This window comes from Undibacterium sp. RTI2.2 (assembly GCF_035018705.1).
In the GTDB taxonomy this organism is placed as follows: Bacteria; Pseudomonadota; Gammaproteobacteria; order Burkholderiales; family Burkholderiaceae_D; genus Undibacterium.
Genome location: NZ_JASJXN010000004.1, coordinates 16843 through 41653, shown reverse-complemented (window position 1 = coordinate 41653; position 24811 = coordinate 16843). Strand labels below are relative to the sequence as shown.

Annotated in this window: 36 protein-coding genes; all 36 read right to left on the bottom strand. The window is 47.0% G+C overall.

The genetic code is table 11. From position 1 onward, the window contains the following. Positions 1-18: 18 nt before the first annotated feature. The gene (locus QN395_RS03155; protein ID WP_323491637.1) at positions 19-357 is read right to left on the bottom strand and encodes a hypothetical protein; all 339 of its coding nucleotides are present in this window, start codon (positions 355-357) and stop codon (positions 19-21) included. Between the two features lie 53 nt (positions 358-410). Continuing rightward, positions 411-1262: a hypothetical protein gene (locus QN395_RS03150; RefSeq protein WP_322118635.1), complete on the bottom strand. Its 852-nt coding sequence runs from the start codon at positions 1260-1262 to the stop codon at positions 411-413. A gap of 266 nt (positions 1263-1528) precedes the next feature. Next, a complete protein-coding gene (locus QN395_RS03145; protein ID WP_323491636.1) occupies positions 1529-1705 on the bottom strand; it encodes a hypothetical protein in 177 nt (58 codons plus the stop codon). A gap of 70 nt (positions 1706-1775) precedes the next feature. Beyond that, on the bottom strand, positions 1776-2153 hold the full coding sequence (locus QN395_RS03140) for a hypothetical protein (protein ID WP_323491635.1): 378 nt from the start codon (positions 2151-2153) through the stop codon (positions 1776-1778). Positions 2154-2165: 12 nt separating this feature from the next. Further along, entirely contained in the window at positions 2166-2663 is a 498-nt protein-coding gene (locus tag QN395_RS03135; protein WP_322118633.1) for a hypothetical protein, read from the bottom strand. Next, a complete protein-coding gene (locus tag QN395_RS03130) occupies positions 2617-2964 on the bottom strand; it encodes a hypothetical protein (protein ID WP_322118632.1) in 348 nt (115 codons plus the stop codon). Before QN395_RS03130 ends, QN395_RS03135 begins: the two co-directional genes overlap by 47 nt. Then, the gene (locus tag QN395_RS03125; RefSeq protein ID WP_322118631.1) at positions 2961-3584 is read right to left on the bottom strand and encodes a hypothetical protein; all 624 of its coding nucleotides are present in this window, start codon (positions 3582-3584) and stop codon (positions 2961-2963) included. The genes QN395_RS03130 and QN395_RS03125 overlap by 4 nt, the downstream gene beginning before the upstream one ends. A gap of 25 nt (positions 3585-3609) precedes the next feature. Continuing rightward, complete coding sequence (locus QN395_RS03120) at positions 3610-3921, bottom strand: hypothetical protein (protein WP_322118630.1); 312 nt, start codon at positions 3919-3921, stop codon at positions 3610-3612. Beyond that, on the bottom strand, positions 3908-4468 hold the full coding sequence (locus tag QN395_RS03115) for a hypothetical protein (protein ID WP_322118629.1): 561 nt from the start codon (positions 4466-4468) through the stop codon (positions 3908-3910). Before QN395_RS03115 ends, QN395_RS03120 begins: the two co-directional genes overlap by 14 nt. Before the next feature lie 13 nt (positions 4469-4481). Beyond that, complete coding sequence (locus tag QN395_RS03110) at positions 4482-4709, bottom strand: hypothetical protein (protein ID WP_322118628.1); 228 nt, start codon at positions 4707-4709, stop codon at positions 4482-4484. After that, the gene (locus QN395_RS03105; protein ID WP_322118627.1) at positions 4706-5101 is read right to left on the bottom strand and encodes a hypothetical protein; all 396 of its coding nucleotides are present in this window, start codon (positions 5099-5101) and stop codon (positions 4706-4708) included. Before QN395_RS03105 ends, QN395_RS03110 begins: the two co-directional genes overlap by 4 nt. After that, a complete protein-coding gene (locus QN395_RS03100) occupies positions 5098-5652 on the bottom strand; it encodes a 3'-5' exonuclease (protein WP_322118626.1) in 555 nt (184 codons plus the stop codon). Before QN395_RS03100 ends, QN395_RS03105 begins: the two co-directional genes overlap by 4 nt. Beyond that, positions 5649-6077 (bottom strand): hypothetical protein, encoded by a 429-nt coding sequence (locus tag QN395_RS03095; protein ID WP_323491634.1) that lies wholly within the window; start codon positions 6075-6077, stop codon positions 5649-5651. Before QN395_RS03095 ends, QN395_RS03100 begins: the two co-directional genes overlap by 4 nt. Continuing rightward, entirely contained in the window at positions 6074-6511 is a 438-nt protein-coding gene (locus QN395_RS03090; RefSeq protein ID WP_323491633.1) for a hypothetical protein, read from the bottom strand. The genes QN395_RS03095 and QN395_RS03090 overlap by 4 nt, the downstream gene beginning before the upstream one ends. A 102-nt stretch (positions 6512-6613) precedes the next feature. Then, positions 6614-7210, bottom strand: coding sequence for an Nmad5 family putative nucleotide modification protein (locus QN395_RS03085; RefSeq protein ID WP_323491632.1), 597 nt, complete (start codon positions 7208-7210; stop codon positions 6614-6616). A gap of 107 nt (positions 7211-7317) precedes the next feature. Continuing rightward, positions 7318-7626 (bottom strand): hypothetical protein, encoded by a 309-nt coding sequence (locus QN395_RS03080; RefSeq protein WP_322118622.1) that lies wholly within the window; start codon positions 7624-7626, stop codon positions 7318-7320. 85 nt (positions 7627-7711) lie between these two features. Then, entirely contained in the window at positions 7712-7900 is a 189-nt protein-coding gene (locus QN395_RS03075; RefSeq protein ID WP_322118621.1) for a hypothetical protein, read from the bottom strand. A 27-nt stretch (positions 7901-7927) separates the two neighbouring features. Next, complete coding sequence (locus tag QN395_RS03070) at positions 7928-8182, bottom strand: hypothetical protein (RefSeq protein ID WP_322118620.1); 255 nt, start codon at positions 8180-8182, stop codon at positions 7928-7930. A 36-nt stretch (positions 8183-8218) separates the two neighbouring features. After that, on the bottom strand, positions 8219-9736 hold the full coding sequence (locus tag QN395_RS03065) for a hypothetical protein (RefSeq protein ID WP_323491631.1): 1518 nt from the start codon (positions 9734-9736) through the stop codon (positions 8219-8221). Then, positions 9733-10020 carry a hypothetical protein gene (locus QN395_RS03060; protein WP_322118618.1) on the bottom strand — a complete coding sequence of 96 codons (288 nt, stop codon included), beginning with the start codon at positions 10018-10020 and terminating at the stop codon, positions 9733-9735. Before QN395_RS03060 ends, QN395_RS03065 begins: the two co-directional genes overlap by 4 nt. A gap of 7 nt (positions 10021-10027) precedes the next feature. Further along, a complete protein-coding gene (locus tag QN395_RS03055; RefSeq protein ID WP_323491630.1) occupies positions 10028-10459 on the bottom strand; it encodes a hypothetical protein in 432 nt (143 codons plus the stop codon). A 9-nt stretch (positions 10460-10468) separates the two neighbouring features. Then, the gene (locus QN395_RS03050) at positions 10469-10885 is read right to left on the bottom strand and encodes a hypothetical protein (protein WP_323491629.1); all 417 of its coding nucleotides are present in this window, start codon (positions 10883-10885) and stop codon (positions 10469-10471) included. Between the two features lie 287 nt (positions 10886-11172). Continuing rightward, positions 11173-11970 carry a hypothetical protein gene (locus tag QN395_RS03045; RefSeq protein WP_323491628.1) on the bottom strand — a complete coding sequence of 266 codons (798 nt, stop codon included), beginning with the start codon at positions 11968-11970 and terminating at the stop codon, positions 11173-11175. Positions 11971-12076: 106 nt separating this feature from the next. Continuing rightward, on the bottom strand, positions 12077-12715 hold the full coding sequence (locus tag QN395_RS03040) for a hypothetical protein (protein WP_322118614.1): 639 nt from the start codon (positions 12713-12715) through the stop codon (positions 12077-12079). Beyond that, positions 12712-13389 carry a hypothetical protein gene (locus tag QN395_RS03035; protein WP_323491626.1) on the bottom strand — a complete coding sequence of 226 codons (678 nt, stop codon included), beginning with the start codon at positions 13387-13389 and terminating at the stop codon, positions 12712-12714. The genes QN395_RS03040 and QN395_RS03035 overlap by 4 nt, the downstream gene beginning before the upstream one ends. Before the next feature lie 62 nt (positions 13390-13451). Continuing rightward, the gene (locus QN395_RS03030) at positions 13452-14312 is read right to left on the bottom strand and encodes an FAD-dependent thymidylate synthase (protein ID WP_323491625.1); all 861 of its coding nucleotides are present in this window, start codon (positions 14310-14312) and stop codon (positions 13452-13454) included. A gap of 121 nt (positions 14313-14433) precedes the next feature. After that, positions 14434-14937 carry a hypothetical protein gene (locus tag QN395_RS03025; protein WP_323491624.1) on the bottom strand — a complete coding sequence of 168 codons (504 nt, stop codon included), beginning with the start codon at positions 14935-14937 and terminating at the stop codon, positions 14434-14436. Positions 14938-14997: 60 nt separating this feature from the next. After that, positions 14998-15252 (bottom strand): hypothetical protein, encoded by a 255-nt coding sequence (locus tag QN395_RS03020; protein WP_323491623.1) that lies wholly within the window; start codon positions 15250-15252, stop codon positions 14998-15000. 81 nt (positions 15253-15333) lie between these two features. Further along, positions 15334-16338 (bottom strand): ribonucleotide-diphosphate reductase subunit beta, encoded by a 1005-nt coding sequence (locus QN395_RS03015; RefSeq protein WP_323491622.1) that lies wholly within the window; start codon positions 16336-16338, stop codon positions 15334-15336. 44 nt (positions 16339-16382) lie between these two features. Then, positions 16383-19775 carry a ribonucleoside-diphosphate reductase subunit alpha gene (locus QN395_RS03010; protein WP_323491621.1) on the bottom strand — a complete coding sequence of 1131 codons (3393 nt, stop codon included), beginning with the start codon at positions 19773-19775 and terminating at the stop codon, positions 16383-16385. 123 nt (positions 19776-19898) lie between these two features. After that, on the bottom strand, positions 19899-20510 hold the full coding sequence (locus tag QN395_RS03005) for a hypothetical protein (protein ID WP_322118606.1): 612 nt from the start codon (positions 20508-20510) through the stop codon (positions 19899-19901). A gap of 70 nt (positions 20511-20580) precedes the next feature. Continuing rightward, positions 20581-21174 (bottom strand): hypothetical protein, encoded by a 594-nt coding sequence (locus QN395_RS03000; protein WP_322118605.1) that lies wholly within the window; start codon positions 21172-21174, stop codon positions 20581-20583. Then, on the bottom strand, positions 21158-23110 hold the full coding sequence (locus QN395_RS02995; protein ID WP_323491620.1) for an AAA family ATPase: 1953 nt from the start codon (positions 23108-23110) through the stop codon (positions 21158-21160). The genes QN395_RS03000 and QN395_RS02995 overlap by 17 nt, the downstream gene beginning before the upstream one ends. After that, positions 23107-23307, bottom strand: a complete 201-nt coding sequence (locus QN395_RS02990; RefSeq protein ID WP_322118603.1) for a hypothetical protein — start codon at positions 23305-23307, stop codon at positions 23107-23109. Before QN395_RS02990 ends, QN395_RS02995 begins: the two co-directional genes overlap by 4 nt. Further along, the gene (locus QN395_RS02985; protein ID WP_322118602.1) at positions 23304-24356 is read right to left on the bottom strand and encodes a metallophosphoesterase; all 1053 of its coding nucleotides are present in this window, start codon (positions 24354-24356) and stop codon (positions 23304-23306) included. Before QN395_RS02985 ends, QN395_RS02990 begins: the two co-directional genes overlap by 4 nt. Then, positions 24353-24775, bottom strand: a complete 423-nt coding sequence (locus tag QN395_RS02980) for a cell wall hydrolase (protein WP_323491619.1) — start codon at positions 24773-24775, stop codon at positions 24353-24355. The genes QN395_RS02985 and QN395_RS02980 overlap by 4 nt, the downstream gene beginning before the upstream one ends. Positions 24776-24811 lie beyond the last annotated feature (36 nt).

The window sequence follows — 24811 nt, the reverse complement described above, 5'->3', positions numbered from 1 at the left end:
GCTTTCAAGCTCCATTTATTACCATTGAGAGGCAACTGCCGGTTTGTCCTTCCCGACACCAGTTGGCATCGGTTTAGGTATTGACGGTGGAAAGTATGGTCTACAGATTGACTTAGAGATTTTCCACCTTTGATTATGATGATGCGTTCCGCGCTCCAGGTTATAGATGTAGCCGCTATATGTCGTTTGGTTGACCTTGGTGATTACAATCGCGGTAGTTTCGCCTTGTTTATCGACAAAGGTGCATATTTTGCCAACACGCAGCATCATAGGCAGTTTCTCTTTCAATACCGCCTGAACCGCGTCACCTAGCGATATCAGCGCCTCAACCGAGAGCGATCTAAGCTTTTGTTCCATCATTACCTCTTCAAAGTTAAAAACGGGTGGCGTCTGCCACCCTTACAATTCAATTACAGACCGAGCATGGCGTTTGCAGTCATCAGCAAGGTCGAGTCAGGGTTGGCAACCATCTTTCCCTTCTCCTTCATCGTGATTTCTAACAGTGGAAACAGCATGAAAACCTGATTCGCTTGGCTACGAGCGGTTCCCAAGCTATAAGGTTTCGCTAACAAGTCCAGTTGCAGATTACCTTTGTCGCCAGACGTCAATTCACCGTCACGCTTCAAGACTACTAAGGCACGACGGATCACTTCGTTTGGCTTGTCAGCTTTGAGCATCCAGCTAAAGAACTGCAAGACCTTTTCACGTACCTTGTCGGCGATGGCGTCAGGGTCGTTCATCTTGTCGATAAAGTTGGCGCGCTTCTGTTCGGACTGCTCTTCCATGTCGGCAACGTTAAAGGTCAGGTAATCTGCCAACTTGGCACCTAAGCGAATTTTCAGCAGCGCGCCGGGCTTCGTATTGACCAGTGTCGCCATCGGCGCTTTTGGCTCTTTCGGTGCTTTTGGCTCTGCGCCCTCTTCTGCGGCTTTTTTTACCTTCTTGCTTTTCTTAGCCTTCGCACCTTTGGTCAGCGCTTCTGGCACTTCGCCCTCGCCTACTGCCGGCGACTTCTGGTCAGCGTACAGTTCGGCTTTTGCAGTCTTCAATTCAGCTTCGGCGATGGCGTCGTCAAGCAAGGATTCGTCGCTTTCCACTTCAATCGGTGCGGCAGCGGTTGCAGTAGCGGCGACGACAATGATTGGCTCAACCGTGTCCAGCCCTTCGATGATGTCCTCTTCATTGAGTTCGCTTAGTAAAGAATCCAACAGCAGCTCTTCGCTTGCTTCCATTGAACCAACTAAGGCGGTAGATGTAGTCATTTTGTTTCTCCAAAAAAGTTTAATTTGATGTTCAATTAGTGTTCTGCAACAATTTCAGTTTCTCACTCGAATCGTGGACAAAGAAGCGATTTGGTTGGCTACTTTCAATCTCGTTTTTCGCGTTTGTCTCTGCAACCGACAGACATATAATCTCAAACCACTATTGGACAAAAAAGCGCTTTTGATGGCTACCGCCGTATGGAACTGCGGCGACGTGCAATAAAAAAGGCGACCCGAAGATCGCCCGCTTTTGGATCGATTGCGAATTACTTTAAGACTTCTATGTCGCCTACTGTATTGCCGTTTATGTCTCGAAGCGGCATATTGCGCATGCCTTCATTTTCTAATTTATCCGCTAAGGCTCTTAAGATTCTGGCGACTTCGTATTGTTCGCCATCGTCAAATGCCGCGTTGTCGCAAGCGGTATTAATTTTTAAATTCATAAAACCTCCAATAGTGTTAAACGGATTATATCGCGACGATTATTCTTGCGACACAATGTCGCCTCTGTTACTAGCTGCATCCAGTTCTAATTGAGCAATTTGCGCCTTTAGCGCTTCGTTCTCGGCTCGTAGCCTCCGCATCGGCCGCTCTGCATACGTCGGCGTAGCTTGCTGAATAATATGGGTTGTCTGGCGTTAGGCGTGTCTTGACGCTTTCTACCGTGTTTGACATGGCGCACACTCCACAAGCAGCCAGCTTTAATCGCTGTGTTTCTAGTTCACTCATTAGACTGGACTTGAAAGGCAACATTGCGTCGATCATTTCTTGCGTTGCGCTCTCTGGATCGGACAAAATATCCATGTAATTTTCGTCCAGGTCCAATTCAGCCGACATGACATACAGCGTGTTAATTATTTCTTCGTACTTATCTGTTAAATTTAGCTTCATTTATTTTCTCCTTTACCAAGCGCAAGACATGCCATCGATTTCAAATTGTCCGCCCTCTGGTCTATTTGGATCAGGTGGCAACTCTGGAACCGGTGGCGCAAGCCGATTGTCTACTTCTTCAAACTCCATATCGTCATTCAAACTTGACGATGTCCATTTAAGCAAAAACTTCTCATACGCCTCTACTGCGTCCTCCATTGTTGGAAAATATTGATCGTTATCTACTGGATCATTGACCATCGTGCCGTCGGGCCTGTAGTTCTTGACCAAGATCACAAACAACCAATAATACTCAGGCAAACAGTCGTTCATAGGGACGCGACCAATCCACTTCAAATGCACATTCACGACGCCGTTGTCGTAGGCTTTGACCGTCGTGTATTTCTCGTCTTTAGAGAGCGCAGCCCACTTCAATTTCTCTATACGGGCGCCTGTTTTATCAAAATAGCCAATCATTCTTACCTCACTTAATATCTTCTCGTTTAAACGGTCTGGCGATTGCGTCGCCATACATCGCTTCATTGATATAGCTCAAACACTTTCGGCGCACATACAGCTCGGCGTCGTATTCGTCCATATCGGTGTGTTTAGCAAAGTCAACTGCCCAAAATCCTATCTCTCGCACATTGGGAGGGAAGCCCCGCCCTACTATCTGCTCCGGCTTGTAGTTGCTGTTTGTTTTAGCTTTTACATTTTGACGTGCGATATTGCCTATTTTTTGACACATGTTAAAACGTCGATCGCCTGTTACGTCTGCCTGCGCGACCGCACTAACCAATAATGCTAATGCCAAAAAAGTGATCTTTTTCATGTGTGTGTTTGGAACGGGTCCGAGAAAATTAATAGACCGCTATCATCCACCATAAAGTTATTCAAGTGGAAGTCCAATGCACAATTCGGCGTGTCTCGTGCAAATTTTGCCAATTCACATAATGCGACACTTAACAAATGTGGGAACGCCGTATGCTTAGCAACCTCCATAATCGTCCTGTAATTCAGTTGAGCATCACTTACGCTTGGATCGAATATAAACCGGCTGCGCGCTGCACTTGCCTCGCTAATGATCAACTTAGCGTATAGCAAGGCTGCTTCTGATTGGCGCACGTTGTAGAGCTTGCGAAGCCGGCTCAACACAATCAATGTGTCTGCGCCATTAATCATTCTCTGCCCTTTGTAAAGAACCGCCATGCGTTGCGGGAAGTGCTGTCCGCGCATGGTTTCAAAATAACGATCCGTCAGCCGCTCAGCAGACAACTTCAATACGCAATCCTCAAAAGCATCTTGATAGACCAGCGAGAACTTACCTTTGGCGATGAATGCGGTCGGTTTTATGCTTAGCGCTGAAAGAATGCCTTTAACGTATTTGTCGTTGCGTTTAAGTAGCGCCATAGTTACCTCTTTTTGTTTTATGCTCAGATCGTTATTTTGCATTGTAGAAACTGGAACTACAACCCGTTTAGTCGGAGTCGTCGTGCGGCTTACCATCAATAAGAACAACTATCTTCGGACGGTTCATATCTACGGTAATGAGCGAGCCAGACAAGCCCATTACCGTCGTTCTTGCCCAATAGCTCAAAATAAAAAAGGCGCCCTTGAAAGCAGGCTTGATCAAGATATGAAAGATCATAAACGGCAGATGCCAGAGCGGGTTCGTCAAGCCTAAAAACAGCGAGTGAAAATAGTTTCGGTTACGATGGATAAAAATCTGGTGCGGGTCCGGGAGCCAGATTGTTTTCTCCATCGCAGCTTTAGTTTCATTGTTTTGCATTTTTCTCTTCCTGTAATTGTTTGACCAAGACGCTCCAGATGTTTTCCCAGAAGCCAACGCAGTCGGACTTGTAGCGTTCGCAGACAATCCACTCGTAACACTCATTAAAGAATGGCAAGTTAGACTCAAGTAAAGAGTTCACGAACGCGTCTTTAGAGTTTGTTCCAGATACCTCAAGCAACACATCAAAAGCCTCTCTCGCCTCTTCTTTCGTCAGGTCTTCTCTACGGCGTTCTACAAATAGCCATACCTTTGCCTGTTTAACCGACTCGTCCAAATCGAACTCGCGATGCTTGTAGGACGTTAGATTTTTCATCGCGTAATCGAAGTCGATTCCTGTTAGGAAGCTGACATGATCGCTGCCGACAGAATTCCAATATGTGCCATAAGTGCCAAAAGATCCCGTTGATGCGACTCGAACCCAATAATTTGTTGTTCCGTGACTCGCATAAGACCCATGCTCGATATACACTGCGGCGAAATCACCATCTGGCGTTCTGATGTGATAGACGTCGGCTACGCCTTTTGAGATTGTTGGCTTAGTCATGCTTTGGCGCCTTTCATTGAGAAGCCCACAAACCAACAAAGCCGATCATCGTCGCAACAACGCCAAATATAAAAACGCTTGTCAGCGCCGCAGTAGTTTCCACATCTTCGCTGCGCCAGCGATAGCTTTTCAGACGATATAAAACTGCGCGGTAAAGCAAGACATAAGAACCAATTAAGCCAATAATCCCGGCGATAAGTGACCCTGTGACGAACATGACGGCAAAGGCAGTTGAACTCATACTGATTTTCCAATCGTAATTTCGTTGTTAACGAAAGGCAGTTTGCTTTTATGCATACTGAGATACAAACCAGCGCCATAAACCTGCATTAACAGCCAAAGCTGAGTTTTAATCAGATCGTTCGCCTTGACCGGCTCTGGCTTGAACTCTATCGGAGTCTTCGCATATTGCGCATTCCATACTTGTGCGCCATAAGCGGTCAGCCTGGCTTGGCATGGCGCATTGAGGTTCGTAGGCTTTTCTAACTCTTCGACGCGTCGCTCTAGCTCTTCAACTCTGGCATCATGATTGATCACTTCGTCTGGCTGCTTCCAACCACAGTGACAGTCATGGCATTCGCCGTCGCTACCCATCAGGTAATTGGCGCATTGAGGACATGTATAGCTCTTCATGCTGCCACCTTCAACGCTGCCGGTAATTGATAGAAGCCACGATCCAGACCGCGCCACAAACATTGCATCATGACGTCCACGTCATAATCTGCGGCATGAGCGGCACTTTGATCGTAGGTCACGCCAAGCGCGAAACACAATTCGCTCAGCTTTGGATATTTACCCTCTGCGCATGCCCAACGCGCCTCTGTCATTGTGTCGATGCTTGGCATATCCCGAATAGGAAGACCACATGCGGCGAACTCGCAGATAAGAAACTCGGCATCGAAGTTCAGGTTATGCGCTACAAGCAAATCAGCAGCGTCCAACCGGCTCTTCACTTCATGCGCTATCTGTTTGAACTTCGGCATCAACACAAGCGATTCAAACGTGATGCCGTGAATGTCTTGCGCGCCTGCCGAGATTGGACGCTCTGGGTTAATACGCTGGACGTATTTATCGATCAGCTTGCGTGTATCGGAATCGTAAGTCAGCAAGGCGATTTCGATGATCTTGTCGCCGTCCATCGGTTTAAGACCTGTCGTCTCTGTATCGAAGCCAATGATTTTCATTTTGCGCTCTTTTCTTCAAGACCGCGCCATTGATCGTTTTCCTTTAAGAAAGCTTCAACGCGTTTGAGCCACAGTGCTTTGTCTGACGAAGCGTCAAGAATCTCAGCGTCATATCTACTTCCGTCAACATGCGAAAACAGATTTGTCGCGTCTTTCTCAGTTAAGCCAAAGATCGAACTCAGGGGATCGATATAGTTCCAATTAATTCGGTTCTTATATACTAATTCGCCTTTTCCGCCGATCGATAAACCAAGAGCGTTAAACTGAGGATGCATCGCCAAGTAACCGGCAGCGCAAGCGATGGTGCTGCAGCTTGCCTCAGTACAGTCGTTCTTCGTAATACTCCCAAGGTCAATCTGGCTTTCTGGAATACCGCTAATGATGGCGTAGGCATCTTTCAGAAGTTCAAAGTTCGGGCCACTCATGATTTCACCTGACCGTTTTTTTCTAAGAACCGCATAACGCGGTGCTGCCAAAGCTTCTTATGTGAGCGATCCGAGAAAAGCGGATCATAGTCGCTTGAGTATGCGGCGCCGAACAGGTTTCGAGCGTCGTCTTCGCTTACGCCAAAAACTTTACTGATTACCGTTTTGTAACTATCTAATTGTCTCCCCTTGAATTGAAGACCATTTGGCGGACTGTATGACAGCCTAAGCGCGTTAAATTGTGGGTGCATCGCTAAGAATCCGATAGCACAAGCGATGGTGTTGCAATCAGCTTTTTTGGCATAACCCTTAGACACGACACGGTCAAGATCAAATTGCTTATCTGGAATGCCATCGATAATTGAGTAGGCGTCTTTGAGCAATTCAAAGTTAGGTTGTAGTGTGGCTGTAGAAGTAAGAGGATTTTTTGTCATTTCTTTCTCGCTAGTTGTTTGTCATTCGACATACAAATTATCTAATTTCACTCTTGGAGAGTGTGCGTCCGACATACGCTTGCCGGACGCTTTGCCTTGCTACTAAGGTGCTGTCAGCTCAAGACCTGGACGTGCCGACATCAATAAATTGTTTAAGCCATCAACAATTAAGGCAGGAAGGTTCTCTGAGCGATCAACGAGCGCTTCTTCTGGAATGAAAACTTTGCCTTCGGGCCACACAAGAATGAGCTTTTTGACGGTAAAAACAGAGCCTACAATTGCCTTAACTTTTTCTTCTAATAATGCGACCTTGGAACGAACTTCACTTTCATCCTGCTTCAGTTGTTCAAACTCCTTATATATCTCGTCGCTCGTTACGTTGATTGAGTTAAAGCCAGAACTATTGGCAGGCATACGGCAACCATCGCCGAAATGAGCGGAAAATTTTGTGCGTCTGGCGTCATCGCCTCTACCGGCAGAAACATATATGCCCTGCCGTCCTGACGTGACATTGAAGAAGCCATGAGGTAACTTCTTCATAGCCTTCTCTTGCTCTTCCGTAACAAGAAGACGATAGACTTTCAATGTGATTTCTTTTTGGCGCTTAGTGATTTCGTCAAACTCACTTTGATAAGCCCCTTTTATGGCGCTGCTGACGATTGTTGCGAATAGGTCTTTAGTGATGCGTTTGTTCGACATGATTTTCTCCTTTAATGGCAACTTTGCCGATTTATGAAACTGGTAAAACGTTCACTCCTAACATCAGTCAATCAGTGCTGACTGATGTTAGCGGTCAAAGCTTTACGTTAGGCGACAACTGTTTGCGTTACGATCTGTTTCGCTGGCTTACGAGGCTTACGAACTACTGAGGCATTTGCCAACATGCTGCGAATTTTGTCGGCGTTATGACAAATAAATTCAGGCAGGTTATAAACGAATACAGCTAAACCTCCATGATCTGCTTCACAAACGCCGGAATTGTTGTCGCTAGTCAGACCTTCGGCGAACTCTTTCACAATCGGAGTCAGTCGAAGTTTGTAGTTGTGCGCCTCGCAGTCTTTCGCTTTATCAAACAGTGTGCCGTCGTTCGCTTTGTGCATTGTTACTTTTGCCATGTTGTTATTACTCCTAGTTAGTTAAATAAACTTTTGTTACTCAGTGCTGACTTACTTATTATAGCAAAAAAATGTCGATAAATGCTTATGTTTCAAGAAAGCCATGCACAATCATCGATTCACCTTTAAAGACCATGTAAGCGGCAACTGTAGTCTCAGATATGTTTGGAGATTGCACATAATTTTGGACGCACCACATGCGAAGCGCATACGCTTCCAATTCTGTTTCTGCCATTACAGTCAGAACGCCTTTTGAGTTAATAGTCGCTTTCATTCTTCACTCCTTGATAGCCGCTCTTAATTAAAAGGCTGGCTTTACTTCGTTTAAAAGACGGGCATTAGGCGTAGTCGTACCTTTATAGACAACGTCAACAAACACGCGATGATCGTCCTTGTTATGCAGCGATGCCCAGGCATGGTATCCGGTGACGGTGCATAGTTCTTCGCCAGAGGAGTTCGTGTCGATAAGCACGTCACACCCAATTGGCGTGAGATAAATTTGGCGTAGCCCATGATCATTGAGCGATACAGTGTCGCCAACTTTTAGCTTTTTCATGTTTGATCACCTTTTTTGTTTTTTTAAAGTACGGGATCATGCTGCACCGCCTTTCAATTTAGCCACTGTCCGAGCTGTCAGCTTTCGCTTAATGGCTTCTACGGAGTCTCGCTTGTAGTCAATGCGCGGTAGCATACTGTTATCTTGCATCTCTCCGTCGTCCATATAAGGTATGTGTGTTGGCGAAGCTGAACGAATACACAATAAAGCTCGCAGCTCCTTATTCTCTTCTTTCATTGCTGCGCAATCAGCTTGAAGCGCCTCGCTTAAATGTGCAAAGCTGGCTTCCACATCTTTAAGCAGCGCGTTTTCTTTTTCGAGTTCCGCCACTTTTGTTTGCAACGTTTCCATTTCCCGCATCGCCAGAATTCTTTCAACAGGCAAGTCTAGGCGCTGTGTCGCTATCGCTAGGCGCTTGACTACGTCGGCATGATTGCTCTTCCAGTGCGCCAGTTCTTTTTCGAGTTCTGTCATTCGTGCTTCGGTATTCGGCGCGTCTGTATAAATCTTTACGCGTGACTCATAAGCAAGTGGCTCATAGTCAGTGTATGACGCACTTGAATGAATTTTGTTTTTATCCCCAACCCACGAAAGCCAACCGACAGGCTCCGCACTTACCTTTACTGGCTTTGACTTTCTGGACGCATTGCAATCACCCCAACCCATTCTATAAATTCGCACACAAAACTCAGCAAACAGTGGGCTGTCTTGAAATCTTAACAATGGCACGCCATCGTCGTATTTATATTTAAAATCTTTTATGCAGTCGATAATAATTTCATTAGATGGCTCCGCGCTTACCTGCACTGACTCAGATTTAAGTCTTGCATTCTCTGCACGTAAATTAAAAAGCTCAATATATGGTATTGATACATGCGGTTCACCAAAAGCCTCAAATTCGTAGTCGCTTTCCTGTACTGGCTGCGAAATAGGAAGTGGCGAATATCTCGGCTTTGATGCTTGCTTTGCTCGAATCTGCTCAACCTTAGTCCAGACTCTCTCTAGCTCAACTCTCCCCGTCTCTTGCATGTCAATTGATTGCGCCTGACACAATGCGGCAAGAGTGACCATTACACCGCCAACCTCTTGAGTCTTCTCGCCGATCGGTCGGTTAAAGACATAATCGACTAATTGATGCGCCTCGCTCTGAGTGCATTCACATGCCTGAACCAGTTCAAGCGCCTCTTCAAGAAAGCGATGATTGCGCTCGATTGTGTCGGCGGAAATTACATCGCCGAAACACGCTTTCATCCATGACGCAACCTCGACTTGGTATGGCTTTGTCTGCGAACCCTCGCCACAATTGTTGATGGCAAAATTAAGCATTTCTTCGGTCAGCTTGGCATCAAAATTCGAGTTTTCTTTGATGAACTGGATCAGTAAGTCCGGCTTGAAATTGCTCCATTTGAGATCCTTTTTAGGATGCGATGCCAACGCCGCACACCAGGCGTTTTCCATCATGGTGTCTTCGTGGGCGCTCGTCCGCATTACTTGCTTGTATCTTGAAGTTGCGAGCCAATTTGAAAACCTATCAATTTGTTTATCGTCGCTCATGTTTTTATCACCTTTCTACCGCTGTTGTTTGCGGCGCTATGGTCGATCATTCGCCCCAATGCAGCGCCGAGGTTAGACATCATCGGAAATTGCGGTCTATTTATTGCGCCTGACTTTTCTAACTCGCTGTCACACAGTAAATTGCACAGCGCCCATGCGGTCTCCTGATCAAGAGAAAGGTTAATTTGGCTAACCTTTACCTCAGTTTTCACGCAGCCTTCCACATACCCATTGATGTTATTGCGCCAGCCACTTTTGATTGGCGACTTAATATCTTTATCCATATTTGCTCTACCTTTTCGCCACTTTTAATAACTCGCGCTTGAGCGCCCCTTTTGCCACTGAGATATCAGTCTCTTTTGCCACCAGTCTTGCAGCGAACATCATGCCTGCCAAGAATCCCGTTTTCCGCGCAACCTTCGCTGGCGTCATTACCTTCATACCGGCAGCGTGAACCGTGGCTCGCATCACTAATTGCTGTTTGCCCGATATGCCCGACCGTGTATCCCCTACTCTCACGATGCGCTTCTCTTTTTCCAGCTCTGAGAAGCGCCCAGTGATGCGTCCGGTGTTGGTCTTGTCCGTCTTTGCAAAGAACGCGATAACGTCGTCTGCAATGCATCCTGACGCGCCATAGCTCTCTATCACTTCATAGACCATGTCACGCATCGGTTTGATCGGCGCTGTCTTAAATGCCGCGATAGACGTTGAAGCAACAGGCATAGGCCCCTCCTAAAGTTTTTCACAGCCGCTTTTGATGTAATTGTTTTCGATCAGTTGCATGGCTTTGTTCGCAATCTCGGCTGATCCGAAGTGTTTTGTCTCTTCGTCGTAAATGCTTCCATCCTGGCGTTTCTCTATCAATAAAGAAGTCTCGCCCACTTTCCAAGTAACCGAATGCGTGAATCTGTCTTTGCAGAAATGCGCCTTTACGACATTGTTCAAATTCTTGGTGTACTGATCGCATGCCGTAATGAGGTCGATCAATTCTTCATCCACCAGACCGGACACCGCCATGAATAACGTATCAAGCCCAATGCTGAACTGCTCGGCAGTGATGCTATGGTTTTGAAACGAGTTCAGCAACCATTGAGCTGTCTCCAGCGACTTGCGGTCTAACTCTTCGCGTAAGACTGGAACGTCACTCATTTTGTTATCCACTCATGAGCGAAGATAATCACTGAGACAATCACGCCCACATAAAACATCATGGTCGCAATAGTTTCCAATAGCATTCTGTATCCGAAACTGGATACAATGACGAAGCTAAATAAGCCTAGTAAGATGCACAACCAGATGGCAATGATAAAAATCTGTAATGTGGTCATTTATGCCCCCTTGCGCAACGCTGCGCATTTCATTCTTAAATTATAAAGGTTTGCGTCAACAAAGTATAGTCACCGATGACTTACTTTTAACGCAAACCTTAAATTAGCCTAGCCAATTACCCGACTCAATACGCCGGTCGCATACAGAGCAGCAGTGTGAGCGTCAGGCGTCTTCAAGCGCAGTGCGTTACGATTCTTGGGGTTCAGCGCGAACAAGGCACGACCTAATGTATCGTATTTGTCTATCGCCTTGATTGAGCCTCTTACGTGCTGCGCCATCCATTGTTCAGTAATTGGCGTCAGGTCTGACAGATGTGCGCGGCATAGGCTTGCATACTGTTTAAGAATGTAATCTTTATCAAAGCCTTCTAACATCAAAACGATTGCACCGAGACGCACTGGCGCTGATGAAAAATAGACAGAGTTTGAATTACAGGCCGCATCAAGCTCTTCTGCCAAATGGCCGATTGCTTCGTATGCCACTTGAAGCTCAGATGGCGTCACAGCGGACGAATTGCCGCCTGGAGATAGCATGCGAATAGCCAAACTAACAGCTTGTGCGATCTTTGGAGAACAATGAAGAATATTACCCGCTGTACGCCGAGCGCCGACATCCATAACTGAGAACGCATCACGATCTAAGCCTTTTGTCACCATCATTTCTGCTGGTATGCCAGACTCAACAATTGCATGCAATCGATGCTGACCGTCAGTCAAAAAGCCATCTTGATCAAAGGCAATGCCCTGATGAGTTGTTTTAAAATTGCCTGACTTTAATTCTTTGACAAACTTGGCGACATTTCCAGGTCTAACATCACGATTATCTGGCTTATTCTTTTTCAAAAGATTAGCCGCTATCGTTGGCGTGATTTTCATAATGCTAGTAGATACCTTGCTCGTATTCATTCTATTAATCTCCAGTGATTGCAAGTCGTGTGACTTACTGACAAACAAATTGTATAAATTCACGCTTGGGTATAGTCACTCTTGTAAACATACCCAAGCACATTGCCTATTGAAACTTACCGCCCGAAGCCGTGTACTGCTCGACTTCATGTTGCGCCGACCTTGTTACCATGTTGACCGCACCATCCAATGCCGTCACGCGCCCTTCAAGACTAAGTACACCTCGCGGAATATAGAAGTGAGGAACTTTTATCCGTTCATCAAGACTGAGTCCAAGCATCAGCGAGTTCAAATGCTCCATGTAGGCTTCATTTGCTATCGCCTTACCCTGCATCGCAATGACCGGAATGCCAGGCTGTACCAAGATAAGACTGGAGAACCGACGATTCGTCACTTCAAAACATCGACGTACATAGGAAGCGAATTTCGCTTGCTCACGCTTACCTACAGAGTCGCCAATCGCTTCGCTCATCGTGTATGCAAGCATGTCGAGTGGCGTTCTGTCAGCGATTGCGCTCACGCTAGGATCAATCCGGTTGTAAATCTCCTCCACAGAACGAAGAACTTCTTCCTGAATTTCTAATCGCTCTTTAAATTTGAACTTTGCAGCCGGGTCCAACCCCATTTGCTTGAAAATTGACGAGACCGAAGTCTCGACAAAGATCAAGTCATGTTTTTCAGCGTAGACTTTTGCAAGCGTGGTCTTGCCAGTGCGGTGGCTACCTAGAAGACCAATCAAGCTCATGCTGACCGAAGAACGCCGGTTGATGGCTTAATTTCGCCGCCACCTGGATATATAAGCTGCTCACCTTCGAGAATGGCGCGCTCAGCAACCAGATCACGATTCAGCGCCGCTTCATTAGAAAACTTATTTGGGTAACGCGCTTTCAATTTAGCGATATTTACGTCACGCAATTCGTCCAAATCAGCGCCAATTTCGGAACACCCGATAGCTTGATACCATTGCAAGTCGCCAACTTCTTCTTTGAAATTCACCAGATCAATTACGCCGGTCTCATATTGTTTTATAACCGAATCGAGTAATTCGCCAGACTCAGTAAAGCAGCCAATCGCTGCATGCAGTAAGCGAGGATTAATATTGTTTAAGCTTATGCCTCGCAATTCGGCTGGCAGACCTTGTCTTTCCTCTTCTTGCGTTTTAGGTGTATTGAAATCAACGCCAGCCTCTTGACCCTCGCTAATAAAATTGGCGACGCTAGTCACATAAGACAAATTTTCTTTTAGCTTCGCTTGATCGAATGCCTTGCCGTAGTAGATTTTGCGTTTGATAAGGTCGCCTAGCTCTGCCGCTTTAATCATCAGCGTAAGTGAGGCGTGTAGCATCACTTGGTCAATTTCAATAGACGCAGGAACGCTTTCGGTTGCGGTGGCGTTTTTAATATAGTCTTTTGAGTTCATGTTGTTGCCTTTCTGTGTTGTTGAGAATTACTACGATTTTTATTAAGTACGAATATTAAAATTTACCAATCGACCAATTCTTGATTGTGGAACACGCAATGCTCGACCAGATGGCGGAACTGCCCGAAGCCGACAAAGTTCTTGCATGTGGATTTAGCGCTATAAACCGAATAGCCTTGATGCTCGGTCGGACTGGCATGCAATGGAACGCTACCGACTAATTGCTCAAAGAGCGCTATATCTTTTGCCGCACTAGGTTTTTCCCCATCGTGTGTCAAATAGCTAACACGCGCACAACGAGCTGCCGATAGTTTTGCCAAGAAAATAGGACATTCTTTACACACAAGGCGTTCGGCTTCAGTAATAAAAGGCAAATGCCAACCAGACGCATAAAGACGGTTTGGGCCGCGAGTTTCAGGCACGCTAAGTCCGGCAGCTACAATCATTTTCATTGCCAAATCACGAATCTCCGGCTGCGCATCAGGATGGGCGCGTAACTCGTTCCAATTGCTCATTTCAGTCGTAGTTAGAACAACGCTGATGTACTGGAATGGCTCCAAGATTCGATTAGCGACTTGTTTGTGCAAGCCAACTTTGTCCGCTACCCATGCGATACTTGCGGCGACTTTACCAGCCAAGCGCCAGCAAGCTTTTGCGACGTTTCGTTTAAAGCCGGTCAACTCTGCACGAGCCTGCATGCCAGGCTGATTCGCACCCCAATGAATAGGCATCGCTGGATCGTTCCAGACTTGAGCGATCATCTTCTTAACCGGAATGGCTCGTGAAGATGAAGCGTTACGACTGAATACCCGATGCGTCATCAGCTCCGCATGAATAAATCTCGGATACCGCAATACGAAAGTGATCAACTGCTTTCCATTAGCGGCTAAAGTGTGTTCTACGACTTTTACAGTAGAGGTCATCCTGATACTTTCTTGTAAGACTTGTTTAATTTACGCCACACGTAAATCGTCGTGGCAACTCCGCTAATAAAACCAACGAAGAAAAGGATCGCGATTCCTTCTCCGTGCATCCAAACCGACATTACTTGCGTGTTGGCGTTGATGAGCGATACGAGCTGCTGTAACTCGGCGCAGAAGGCTTGTACACACTGGCATAAGAAGGTGCGGCAGGCTTCGGTGCTGGCGCCTTGTACACACTGGCGTAACTTGGAGCCGCTGGCTTAGGAGACACAACTGGAACTACCGGCTTGACCGTAGGCGTAGGCGTAGAAGTTGACGCTTGCGTTGCTGGCCGCTCGATGTAGTTGTTGACCACGGTGCGCCTCTCAACTACCTGCGTCTGTTGCGAAGAATTATTGTTGCCACTTAACAGATGCATACCCATTGCGCCAATTGCTGCACCCATCAACATATCGCCAGTGCCAGAGCTTTGTTGTGGCTGCTGCACGATTACGGGCGCCGCTTGTGATGCGTATTGCGGCTGAGCCTGCTGTGCATACTGAATTGGTTGTCGCGCGTCGTCGTTTCTGCTACCGCAAGCTGATAATGCGGAAGCAATCGCCAATGCTAAAAGTATTTTCTTCATGTTTAACCCTTAAAAGTTGATAAATAAGACGATACAGACCGAGTGTTGGAATGGGATCGGCTACGCTCGTTCGTCCTGCGGTGCTTCTATTTCTGATGCCGCTTTCATCGTGTGAAGAGCTTGTCTCGCTCTCTCCCCATGATCGAATCCTTGTTGAGCGTAAAATGAAAGTGCGCTAACAATAGTCAACGCGGCTTCATCTTTTGATTGCGGTTTGTGCTGCGTTTGCGCTACCTCTACACTCGCCACTCGCTTTGCTGGTTCACTACTTACCGCGCTTGCTTTGCGCGGTTTAAACTCAAACACGTTACTCATTCATATCTCCTAGATTGCAGGGCATCTTATGCCCCGCTCTCTTATATTATAGTTCAGTGCTGACTGATCTTTTAATGGAAATTATAAGTCCCATTCAAGTGCGCCACCGGCTTGATAGTCGGTTGGACGAGCTTCAAAGAAATTCGACTCCACACCATTAATGGCAGATATCTTCTCGACCCACGGTGTTGGATTTTTCACGTTAGGATACAAAGGCTCCCAACCCAGACGTGCTACACGTAAATTCGCCAGGTATTTGATGCGCTCAGTGATAATTGCGTCTGTTGCACCTAATACGCCACCGGAGATAATGTGCTTACCCCACGCCGTCTCAAGCTCGACCGCTTGACGAATAATATTGAGTGCCTTCTCTTTGAATGCTGGCGTAAAGACTTGTGGCTCTTCTACCTGCAACGTGTGAAACATGTGAATGAAAAACTCAAAATGCGCCAGCTCATCACGCTCGATGTACTTGATCTGATCGGCACTTCCTAACATCTTGCCGTTCTTTGCAAGAAGGTAGAAAGAGTAAAAGCCACTGAAAAAATAGATGCCTTCAAGAACGATATTGCCAATCACGGCTAAAGCAAATTTCTCAGCGGTGAACTCGCCCTCCCCTAACGCTGCCGATTGTGCCATGATGAACGCATTCTTTTTCGCCAGAATATCGTCGCTCTCATACATGCCATACACTTTAAGAGGATCTAGTGAGACCGTCTCAATGATGGTGGCATAAGCTCGTACATGATTCGCCTCTTCATACGCTTGTCTGGCAATACACATGGACACTTCTGGGCTAGTGATATGACTGCCGATATTGGTGATCAGGTTGTCGAACTGAATGCCGTCCAGATTCGATAAGAATGCGGTCGCCTTGTCGAACATGCTGCGCTCAGCATCATCAAGCCGCTCTTTATAGTCCTGAATGTCGCGACCCATTGCAATTGACTTTGGGAACCAAGTGTTCTTTTCAAATGTATCCAGCATTTCCCACGCCCACTTATGCTTCAATGGATTGACACACATAAGCTTGTCCTTTGGTCCATTAATAAGCCGGCGTTGGTTGATTAAATCTTTAACGTTCATAATCTCTTTCATGGAAAAAGAAAGGGCTTTCGCCCTTTCATTAATTATTGACACGCTTCACAGTCCGGATTGTCCAGACTGCATAAGTTGTTGACTGGCTCATCTGGCTCTTGAGGAGCAGCGACCGGAGCGATGACAGACTTCGTCATTTCGGCTGACTGACCACGCAAGTAATACGTCGTTTTCAAGCCATATTCCCAAGCGGTCATGTAGATATTGTCCAAGTCACGTCCCTTGACATTCCCTTTGACGAAAATGTTGGTGGACTGTGCCTGGTCAAGCCACTTCTGACGCACTGCGGCTGCAAGAATTAACTTGATCGGGTCGATGTCGAACGCCTCTTTGCACAGAGACGGGTCGCCATAACGCAAGCAAGGATCGGTCACAATGAAGAGACCGGACATATTCTTTTTCGCCACTTCACGCTGATAGATCGGCTCGATAGTTGCGGTCGTGCCGACGATGTTACTGATTGTTGCGGTCGGCGCAATCGCCATCGTGTTGCTGTTACGCATGCCTTGCAGTTGAACTTTTTCACGCAAAGCGTTCCAGTTCATTGCATGCTTGCGATTCGTCAAGCTGACAGCTTTAGCGCTGGCTGTATCGATCGGTAGGATGCCTTTACTCCACAAACTACCGCTGAATGACTCATATAGACCGCGCTCTGCCGCCAAGTCGCTTGACGCTTCAATGGCGTAGTAAGAGAACTTTTCCATAAATTCGTCAGCCGCTTCCAAATGCTCTTGGCTTTCCCAATCAATGCCGCGCTTAACCAGATACTCGGTGTAGCCCATCACGCCAAGACCTACAGGGCGATGACGCTTGTTGGCATTCGCTGCGCGCTCAGATGGATAGAATGTAATGTCGATCACGTTGTCCAACATACGCATTGCCGTTCTCACGACTTTCCGTAAATGTTCATCAGACTTGATCTTCGACATATTGATCGAGCCAATGTTACACACGGCAGTCTCGTCGTCCGACGTGTTCAGAGTGATTTCTGTACACAGATTGGAGTTATGAATCATGCCTGCATGCTGTTGTGGATTACGGCGGTTGCAGGTATCTTTGAACGTCAGCCAAGGGTGGCCCGTCTCGAATAAACCATTGATTATTTTCTTCCATACATCGAGTGCAGGCACTTGGCGAACAAACTTACCTTCGCGCTCTAACTGCTCAAAACGCGCCTCAAATAAGTCGCCATAGGTTTCATGCAGCTCTGGATAGACGTTAGGGCTAAAGAAGCTCCAGACGCCACGATCTTTCACGCGCTGCATGAACAGGTCGGGAATCCACAATGCTGGAAAGATGTCATGGGTGCGGCGACGATCATCACCGGACTCTTTCTTCAAGTCGATGAAGTCATACAAGTCTGGATGCATTGGCTCAATGTATGCGGCAAAAGCGCCATTACGCTTACCGCCGTTGTGAACTAGGGCGGAAGTTGTCGAGTAAGTGGCGTCACCATCCACTTTCAGATCATGCACAATTGAAATAGGTTCAATTTCGGTAACTGAAGAAACTCGCCCAAAGATCATATTATCAATTCTGAACCAGTTAAATTTCGTCACTGACGGAATGCCAAAAATTTGAGCCAATTCAGCAAACGCCGGAATGCGCACGTCCCACGAAGTTGTAATAGAATCGTATCCAAGATGCTCGTTACTACGCACCTTCTTATTGCCGGCAGTAGGAATGCCCAACCGCAAAAGCTGGTATCTCAAGCCTTCAATTAGCTTGATAGAAGTATTTGTAAAGGAGATTTCTTTACCGCGAGAGATACATCCATCTGAGTCGATTAAACCTTGAACAATCGCTAATGCCTGATTAAGTGGCAGATGAGAAAGTCTTTGGCTGATACGCTTATTTCCATCCCCGTCATAAAGGTCTTCGTAATCAAATGGCAGACAATTTACACCGCTGACAAACTTTCCGAACGAATCGCGCTCTTGCTGTTTTCCACCGAATGACCACTTAATTTGCGTCGCGCCACTTCCTACGGTCGAATAGCCATACTTTAAGCCACGCGCTGTCAAATATTCAGCAACAAAAACCAAAGTCTTTTCCTCTGACGAAGAACCTGTAACACCCCACTCTTTCGCCGTCACGTCATCACCTTTAAAGTCAATCATCGACTTTTTAGCGCAATGACCGTCGCCTAACATGATTCCATAAAGACGTGCATCATCTTCGGTAAAGCCCTCAACCGGCACTATTTCGTCAGGAATAACCTGAGCAACATAGTCGCCCTTCTTCAACTCGCCAGCCTCTACCCACTCTGCCGCATATTTACCTGCCGTGATCTGGGAAAGCGTTCTTTCAAGTGATTGATTTTCTTCAATACCTTGAATCGCGTAAATAGGGTGTCCAGATGTGACGATTAATGGCTCTAGTGCGTATTTCGGCTTTATTGAAACCATCGCATCTTTCTGGCTGTAAGACATAACTTCGCGTACTTCACGATATGCGCCACGTTGACCCAGAACTAAATCGCCAATTTTTATGTCCGCAATTCGCTTTACACCTTCCGGAACCCGAATTAATGTATCTGGCGCAAAACATTGATTGACCGCTACCGCTGTATCGTTATAGACCTTCAAGTAAGGAACGATGCCAGAGGATTTGCCGTCTGTTCCCTTGATGCGGTCACCAGTGCCACGAACGCGGTGCCAGTCCGTACCAATGCCGCCTGCATACTTGGACAAGTTAGCGCACTCTTCAATCGTGCCAAAGATCGAGGCGTAACGGTGCTTGCCCTCGTCATTGGAAATAGAATCTGCTACCGTATTCAGGAAGCATGACGCCAATTGTTCGTGCAAAGTGCTAGAGTTGAATAATGTCGGCGTGGAATTAATAAACTCATGCGATGACAGAACGTTATAAAACTCCACCGCTGCCGATGTCGGGTTCGATTCGTTCTGCGCCAAGCCCATTGCCACACGCATGAAGAAGTGCTGTGGCAGCTCAATGATTTCGTCCTCGTCGTCTCGTATCAAATAGCGATCGGCAATCGTCTGCAAGCCGATGTACGTGAACAGCATGTCACGGCTAGGATCGATTACATTGTCTAACACTTCAAGGTCGAATACTTGCGTCATCTTGGGACTGAGGCGATTGATGAATACGCCAAAATGAATGTAGGATGCCAGATGTGGATACTCGATTGAGCCAGACGTTTCTTTATACAATTTTTGCAGCAAGAGTCGAGCCGCGACAAATGTATAGTCCTGAGCCTCAACTGAGTTCAGACCGGCTGCGGCAGATATGAGTGCATCATGGATGGTCGCTGTTTTGATGCCATCAAAAAATAATAGGTTCGCTTCGACTTCTAGCTCTGATTGAGAGACGTCCAGTCCGGTTGTTGCCCACTGCGCTACCTTGTGAATTTTTTCAATGCTGAGCGGTTCTGTCGATCCATCGCGTTTTGTGACGTTCATTTATTTCCTTTGTAAAAGGTGGAGAATAATTATATATACGTCAGTTGTGACTGACTATAAGGATAAAAAAATAGAATTGCTTATTTTCGGTTCAATCAATTATAGACAGTCATCGCTTACAATCTAAGCGGCGAATGCGCGCTTAAACATTGGCATCGATTTAAACATAGCGATTGTTGCTTGGAACTCATCCGTTGCGATACCCGCTTCGATTGCCGCAACTGCGTCTGCCATGTGTTCACATTTGCTGAAGATTGGCGTGACGATACCTTTGACGACCTTGGTGGGCCAAGGTGCAGTTGGATACTTATTCATCATCGCCTCGATCATTTCTTCCTTTGTCGCAGTCTTGATGCCGCAGCCAGCCATCTTGACTTCGGTCGGTGTGACCTGAATCACCGGCATGGCGGACGCAATCGTAGCCAATACGCCGATGCAGACACCGTAACTCGCCATCGCACGACTTGACTGACTACCGACCGGCACCTCCACAAAGGCGATAAACGTATCTTTCATCGCCTCAACGACACCATTGTGCAAAATCTTGGAGCGCTCTAAGTCTTCGCTGTTCTTACGCACGACCTTACGCATCTTCTTGTCTTTTTCAGGATCGGTCTGGATCACGCTTAAGTCGGTAATCTCGACCTTCATAGTTTCGATGTCCAATGTTCCAAGAGCGACGCCCCAATTGCTTAAACTTGGGTCAAAGCCAACGATGTTCAATTTTGTATTCATGTGTTTCTCCTGTTACCAGACACAAAAGTCTGGTTGAGTTGTGGTGAGTGAATCGGTTAAATGCCTTGCTCTACCATGATCCGAAGTCTTGGTAATCTTTCATCTTGACGGCGACTTCGGCGACTTCTTTCTTCTGAACTTCAAGAACTTTGACGCCTTTGATAAAGTCATCGAATCCAGGCAGAGCCGTCTCTAATGTCTCCATGACGCCATTCAATTGCTGCTTAGCGTCATCCAAGAGAACTTCGGCATGAGAATAATTAGTCGCATCTTTTGGACGCAGAGACAGAATGATCTTGCCTTTTTTGCCTACCCGCGCATCGGTGATGGTGAACTCCTCACCCCCAATATGTGACTGTTTAGAGAAGCCTTTCGGACACACTACCGTCAGATTAGTTGGCGCTCTCAAAGACACGTTTGGCGTCTTGGTGAAATTCAGATTTTCCGAAAGCTCATTTGAAATTTGCTCTAAATCCACATTCTTTCCTTTGTAGTTTAAAAGATCATCAACAATTGCCAAGTCTGCTGTTACGCCACGAAGCTTCTCTGGCGCCAACATTGACGCCACCCTGCTGCCGCCAAGAAGAGCTTTGTATTTAGACGAATCTGTTGACATGCCTGGCGTATTCAATAACGCCTCTAGCGCGCTAGAGAATGACGCCACGTTCGTTTGCTCCTGATACGGTTGAAATGCCGCCAGTCTTCTTGATCGTAATGACCGAGTCGATCCAGTCCGACAAGCTGTTATGGCTGACCACCAGAACCGTGCCGCGCTCTTTGGCTTTCTTATCCAGAACAGTCATCAAACGCTCCAAGCCCGGCTCATCCAATGCGTGATCAATCTCGTCCGCCATGAATAAGTTGATCGGCTTCGCTGCGCGTGATGCAACCATGTCTTGCAATGCCATTGCGGTAGCGATACGCACCTTGCGCTTCTCACCACCAGAAATTGACTTGAAAGTCTTGCCGCCCTTGTCATTGGTGACTTCAATGTTGAACTTCTCTTTCATATCGCCTTTACTTGTACGCGACAAGGTTGACCAGACGGCGTGAATATTGCCATCTGACAATGCATCGAGATATTCGCCGGTCTTGTCGTTCAAGAAAGGCGTGACTGTATCGAGAATGTGAGCGCGAACGCCAGCAGGTCCAAATACCTTGACTGCGTCCATATACACTTCGGCTTTGTCTTCTAAAGTCGCGATGCTAGTTTGGACATTGTGAATTTTTACCTTGAGCGCTTCAATCTGTTCCACTTGCGTCTCGATCAGATTCTTCCAGGGGTTCGGCTCAGACATTTTCGTCTTCGCTCTGTTCTTCACCTCATCAATTGCAGCCAACAACTTTGCTTGCGCCTCATCAAACATGGTCGAAAGGCGCAATTGCGTGTCGATTTTGCGCATTTCTTCGGACACCGCCGTTACGTCAGACATCGATGCTTGGAATGTCGCGACCTTCGCTTTTGCCACCTCATGCTCGGCTAACGCGTCACGCAGCCCTGTGGCGGCTTGTAGCAACGATTTCTTTTGCAAGGTAAGCGCCGCGTTACGCGCATTGACCGCCTCTTCCAGATCGTGTTCACAATAGACCTTGCCACATGAACCGCATGGCGTCCCTACCTGTGAATTGATCGACGCGATAGAGTCTTCTTGGCGTTTGAGGGCGCCCTTCTCAATCTCGGTTGTGGATCTAAATCGCGTTACCTTGTCGCTGATACTGCGCTCAGCGATAGCGAGTTCACGCAAGCCTTGCTCTTCAACGTTACGCTTTGCCAGAATCGACTCCAGCTCTGTCTTACGCTTTGATAAAGCTGGCGCATCAATTGAGGCGACCTTCGCTTTTTCTTCGTTAATTTTGTCTTGTATCGGCGATACCGCTTTTAACTCTTCACGCGCACGATCCTTGCGGTTCGCTTCGAACTGATCAAAGTCCGTCTGCGCCTTGAGCAGACCCGCTTCTGAGGTCGCCAATTGAGCAGTGAGTACGTTCGCTTCTGTCTCTGCGCCTAACAGCTCTAAGTTGACTTGTGTGGAACGAGTCCGCGCTTCTGCGTATGCTGTCGCCAACTCTTCAACGCCGGCTGCTTCCTCGATCAAGAGCTTCAATTGCTTGTCGGTCATGTTGGGAAGATCTGGCATCTTTTCTTGACCGGCATAGATTGAGCCAACAAATACATCAAGGCTGCAACCCATAATCTTATTCACGACTTCCTGTGTTTCTTTGTCTGTGCCTTTAGACAGATCAACAGCGACACCATAGTTAGGGATGCGATGGACGATAAGTTGATTTTTCATCGTCTTATCTTTGCGGTAACGTTTGATGGTGTAGGCGTCATCGCCGTCTTCCAGAACCACGCTGACGCTGCAATTCTTTTTGGCAGTCTCATTGACTACGTCATCGCCGGTGACTTCACGAGCGGTCGTGCCATAGAGCGCCCAACACAGCGCGTCAACAATGGAAGACTTACCAGCGCCGTTTGACTTCGCGCTCGTGTCATCTTCGTTCTCACCTTGAATCAGCATCAAGCCACGACCATCCAGATCAAAGCTCGCTTCGCCGATTGTCAGGAAGTTGCAAATATTTAATTTTGTAATGTTCATAGAAAGCGTCCTTCATTTTTGTTGGTTAAGTTGCGCTTCTCTGCAAAGCGAGCCACTGCTTGATACGCCGGTTCGTCCGCCATGCAAAGCAACTCTTCATGCGATAAGCCGGTGTCATCGACGTCAATTCCAAAATCGCACAAAAGCGTCTCTTCGAACTCGTCCACCCATGCGTCAAATTCTTCGCCCTTTGTCATGCCTCTGCACTCCGTACAGATGTCAAAATGTCTTGGCACAAAGTCGCAACCGCTGCTTTGTTTTTGAAGGCTTGCGCATTCACAAAATCATTGATGCTTGCCTCTACCGTTACGCCAGCTTTCAGCGTTGTGCCGCCAGCTCGTGCGGTGATCGCGGCAGATGTCATTTGCAGCACGTTGACACCCTTTGCGCCACACTCGATCATGTATTGACGCATGCTCTCCACATCCGACGCTTTAGCGTTATCGATACGAACGCGCACAAAGTTGCCATCAACGATCAATGGGATTTCGTCTGGATCGGTTGAGCCATCAATTTCGACAAATGACGGTGCATGTGTGGCGAACCACTTCACTTCGCTCTCAGTGACGATCAGAAACCCAGCTTTCGTGTCAACGTCTCCCCATGTTTGATGTGTGAGCGCGCCGATTGAATAGACTTCGCCGGCCATTTGCTTGTGATGATGGTAGTGACCAGAGAGAACACGGCGAAAGCCGAGACCCGACAGATACGCATCGTTGAGACCGTGATCAGGCAAGCCAGGAATGACACCGTCGATCGGCGCATGTAATAGCAAGTCGCAATGAGGACGGTCGGCAGGGTCAACATGTTCGATCAAGCGCTTGAGTTCGTTCAAGTCCTGAATCCAGGGAATAACCACTACGTCATCCAAGTAATAACAAGGCGAATTAATCACAACACAGCCGATGCCTTCAAGCGCCGTAATAGCAGACGACACTCGTGCTGCCGTTTTGCTTTCCAAGTCATGATTACCGGCATTGATCACAATATTGACGCCTGACTTGATAATCTCGCTGTAGCAGTCAAGCGTCGGGTTTAATACGCTTGGCGCAATAGAGCCGCGAACATGAAACAAATCACCGCCGTGATACAGAGTGTTGCCACCGGCGTTCTTCACTTCTTCGGCTGAGCGCTTAGTTTCGTCTAAGGTAAAACGAAGACGACTGTTCACGCCGTCCGCATTCACAACGCCAAAAGCTGACCAATTGTGATTGTGTGTATCAGATATAACTCCATAAGGTTTCATATTGCTCCTATATACGTCAGTTGTGACTGATTTACTTTATAAAAAATATGACGACCTAGCACGTTCGTTTCCTTCATCGAGCTGCACCAATACGGTCGCACGTAATCTGCATGGTAATGAGTAGCGCCTTTGGTCATATCCATCATGCGACCTTCGAGCGTTACTTTCGCGATGATTTGCGCCGTTCTCCATGCATCTTTATCTTTTGGCTCGCCTGCTTTTAAGAGTCGTTCGCCCTTAACAAGCTTGGTCGTCCACGAAAACTGTTTTCTTGCTAATACGGTTTTACAAACTTTATCAGGCTCTTTCGCTCTGTTCATCGTGACTGACGCTACGGCATACTGGCCCAGAATTGGCTCTCCACGAGCCTCCTGATAAATATTAATTGCGAGGCATAACGCCGCTGTTGTTAGAATCATTCTTTACCTCTCTATAAAGTAATATTATAGTTAAGT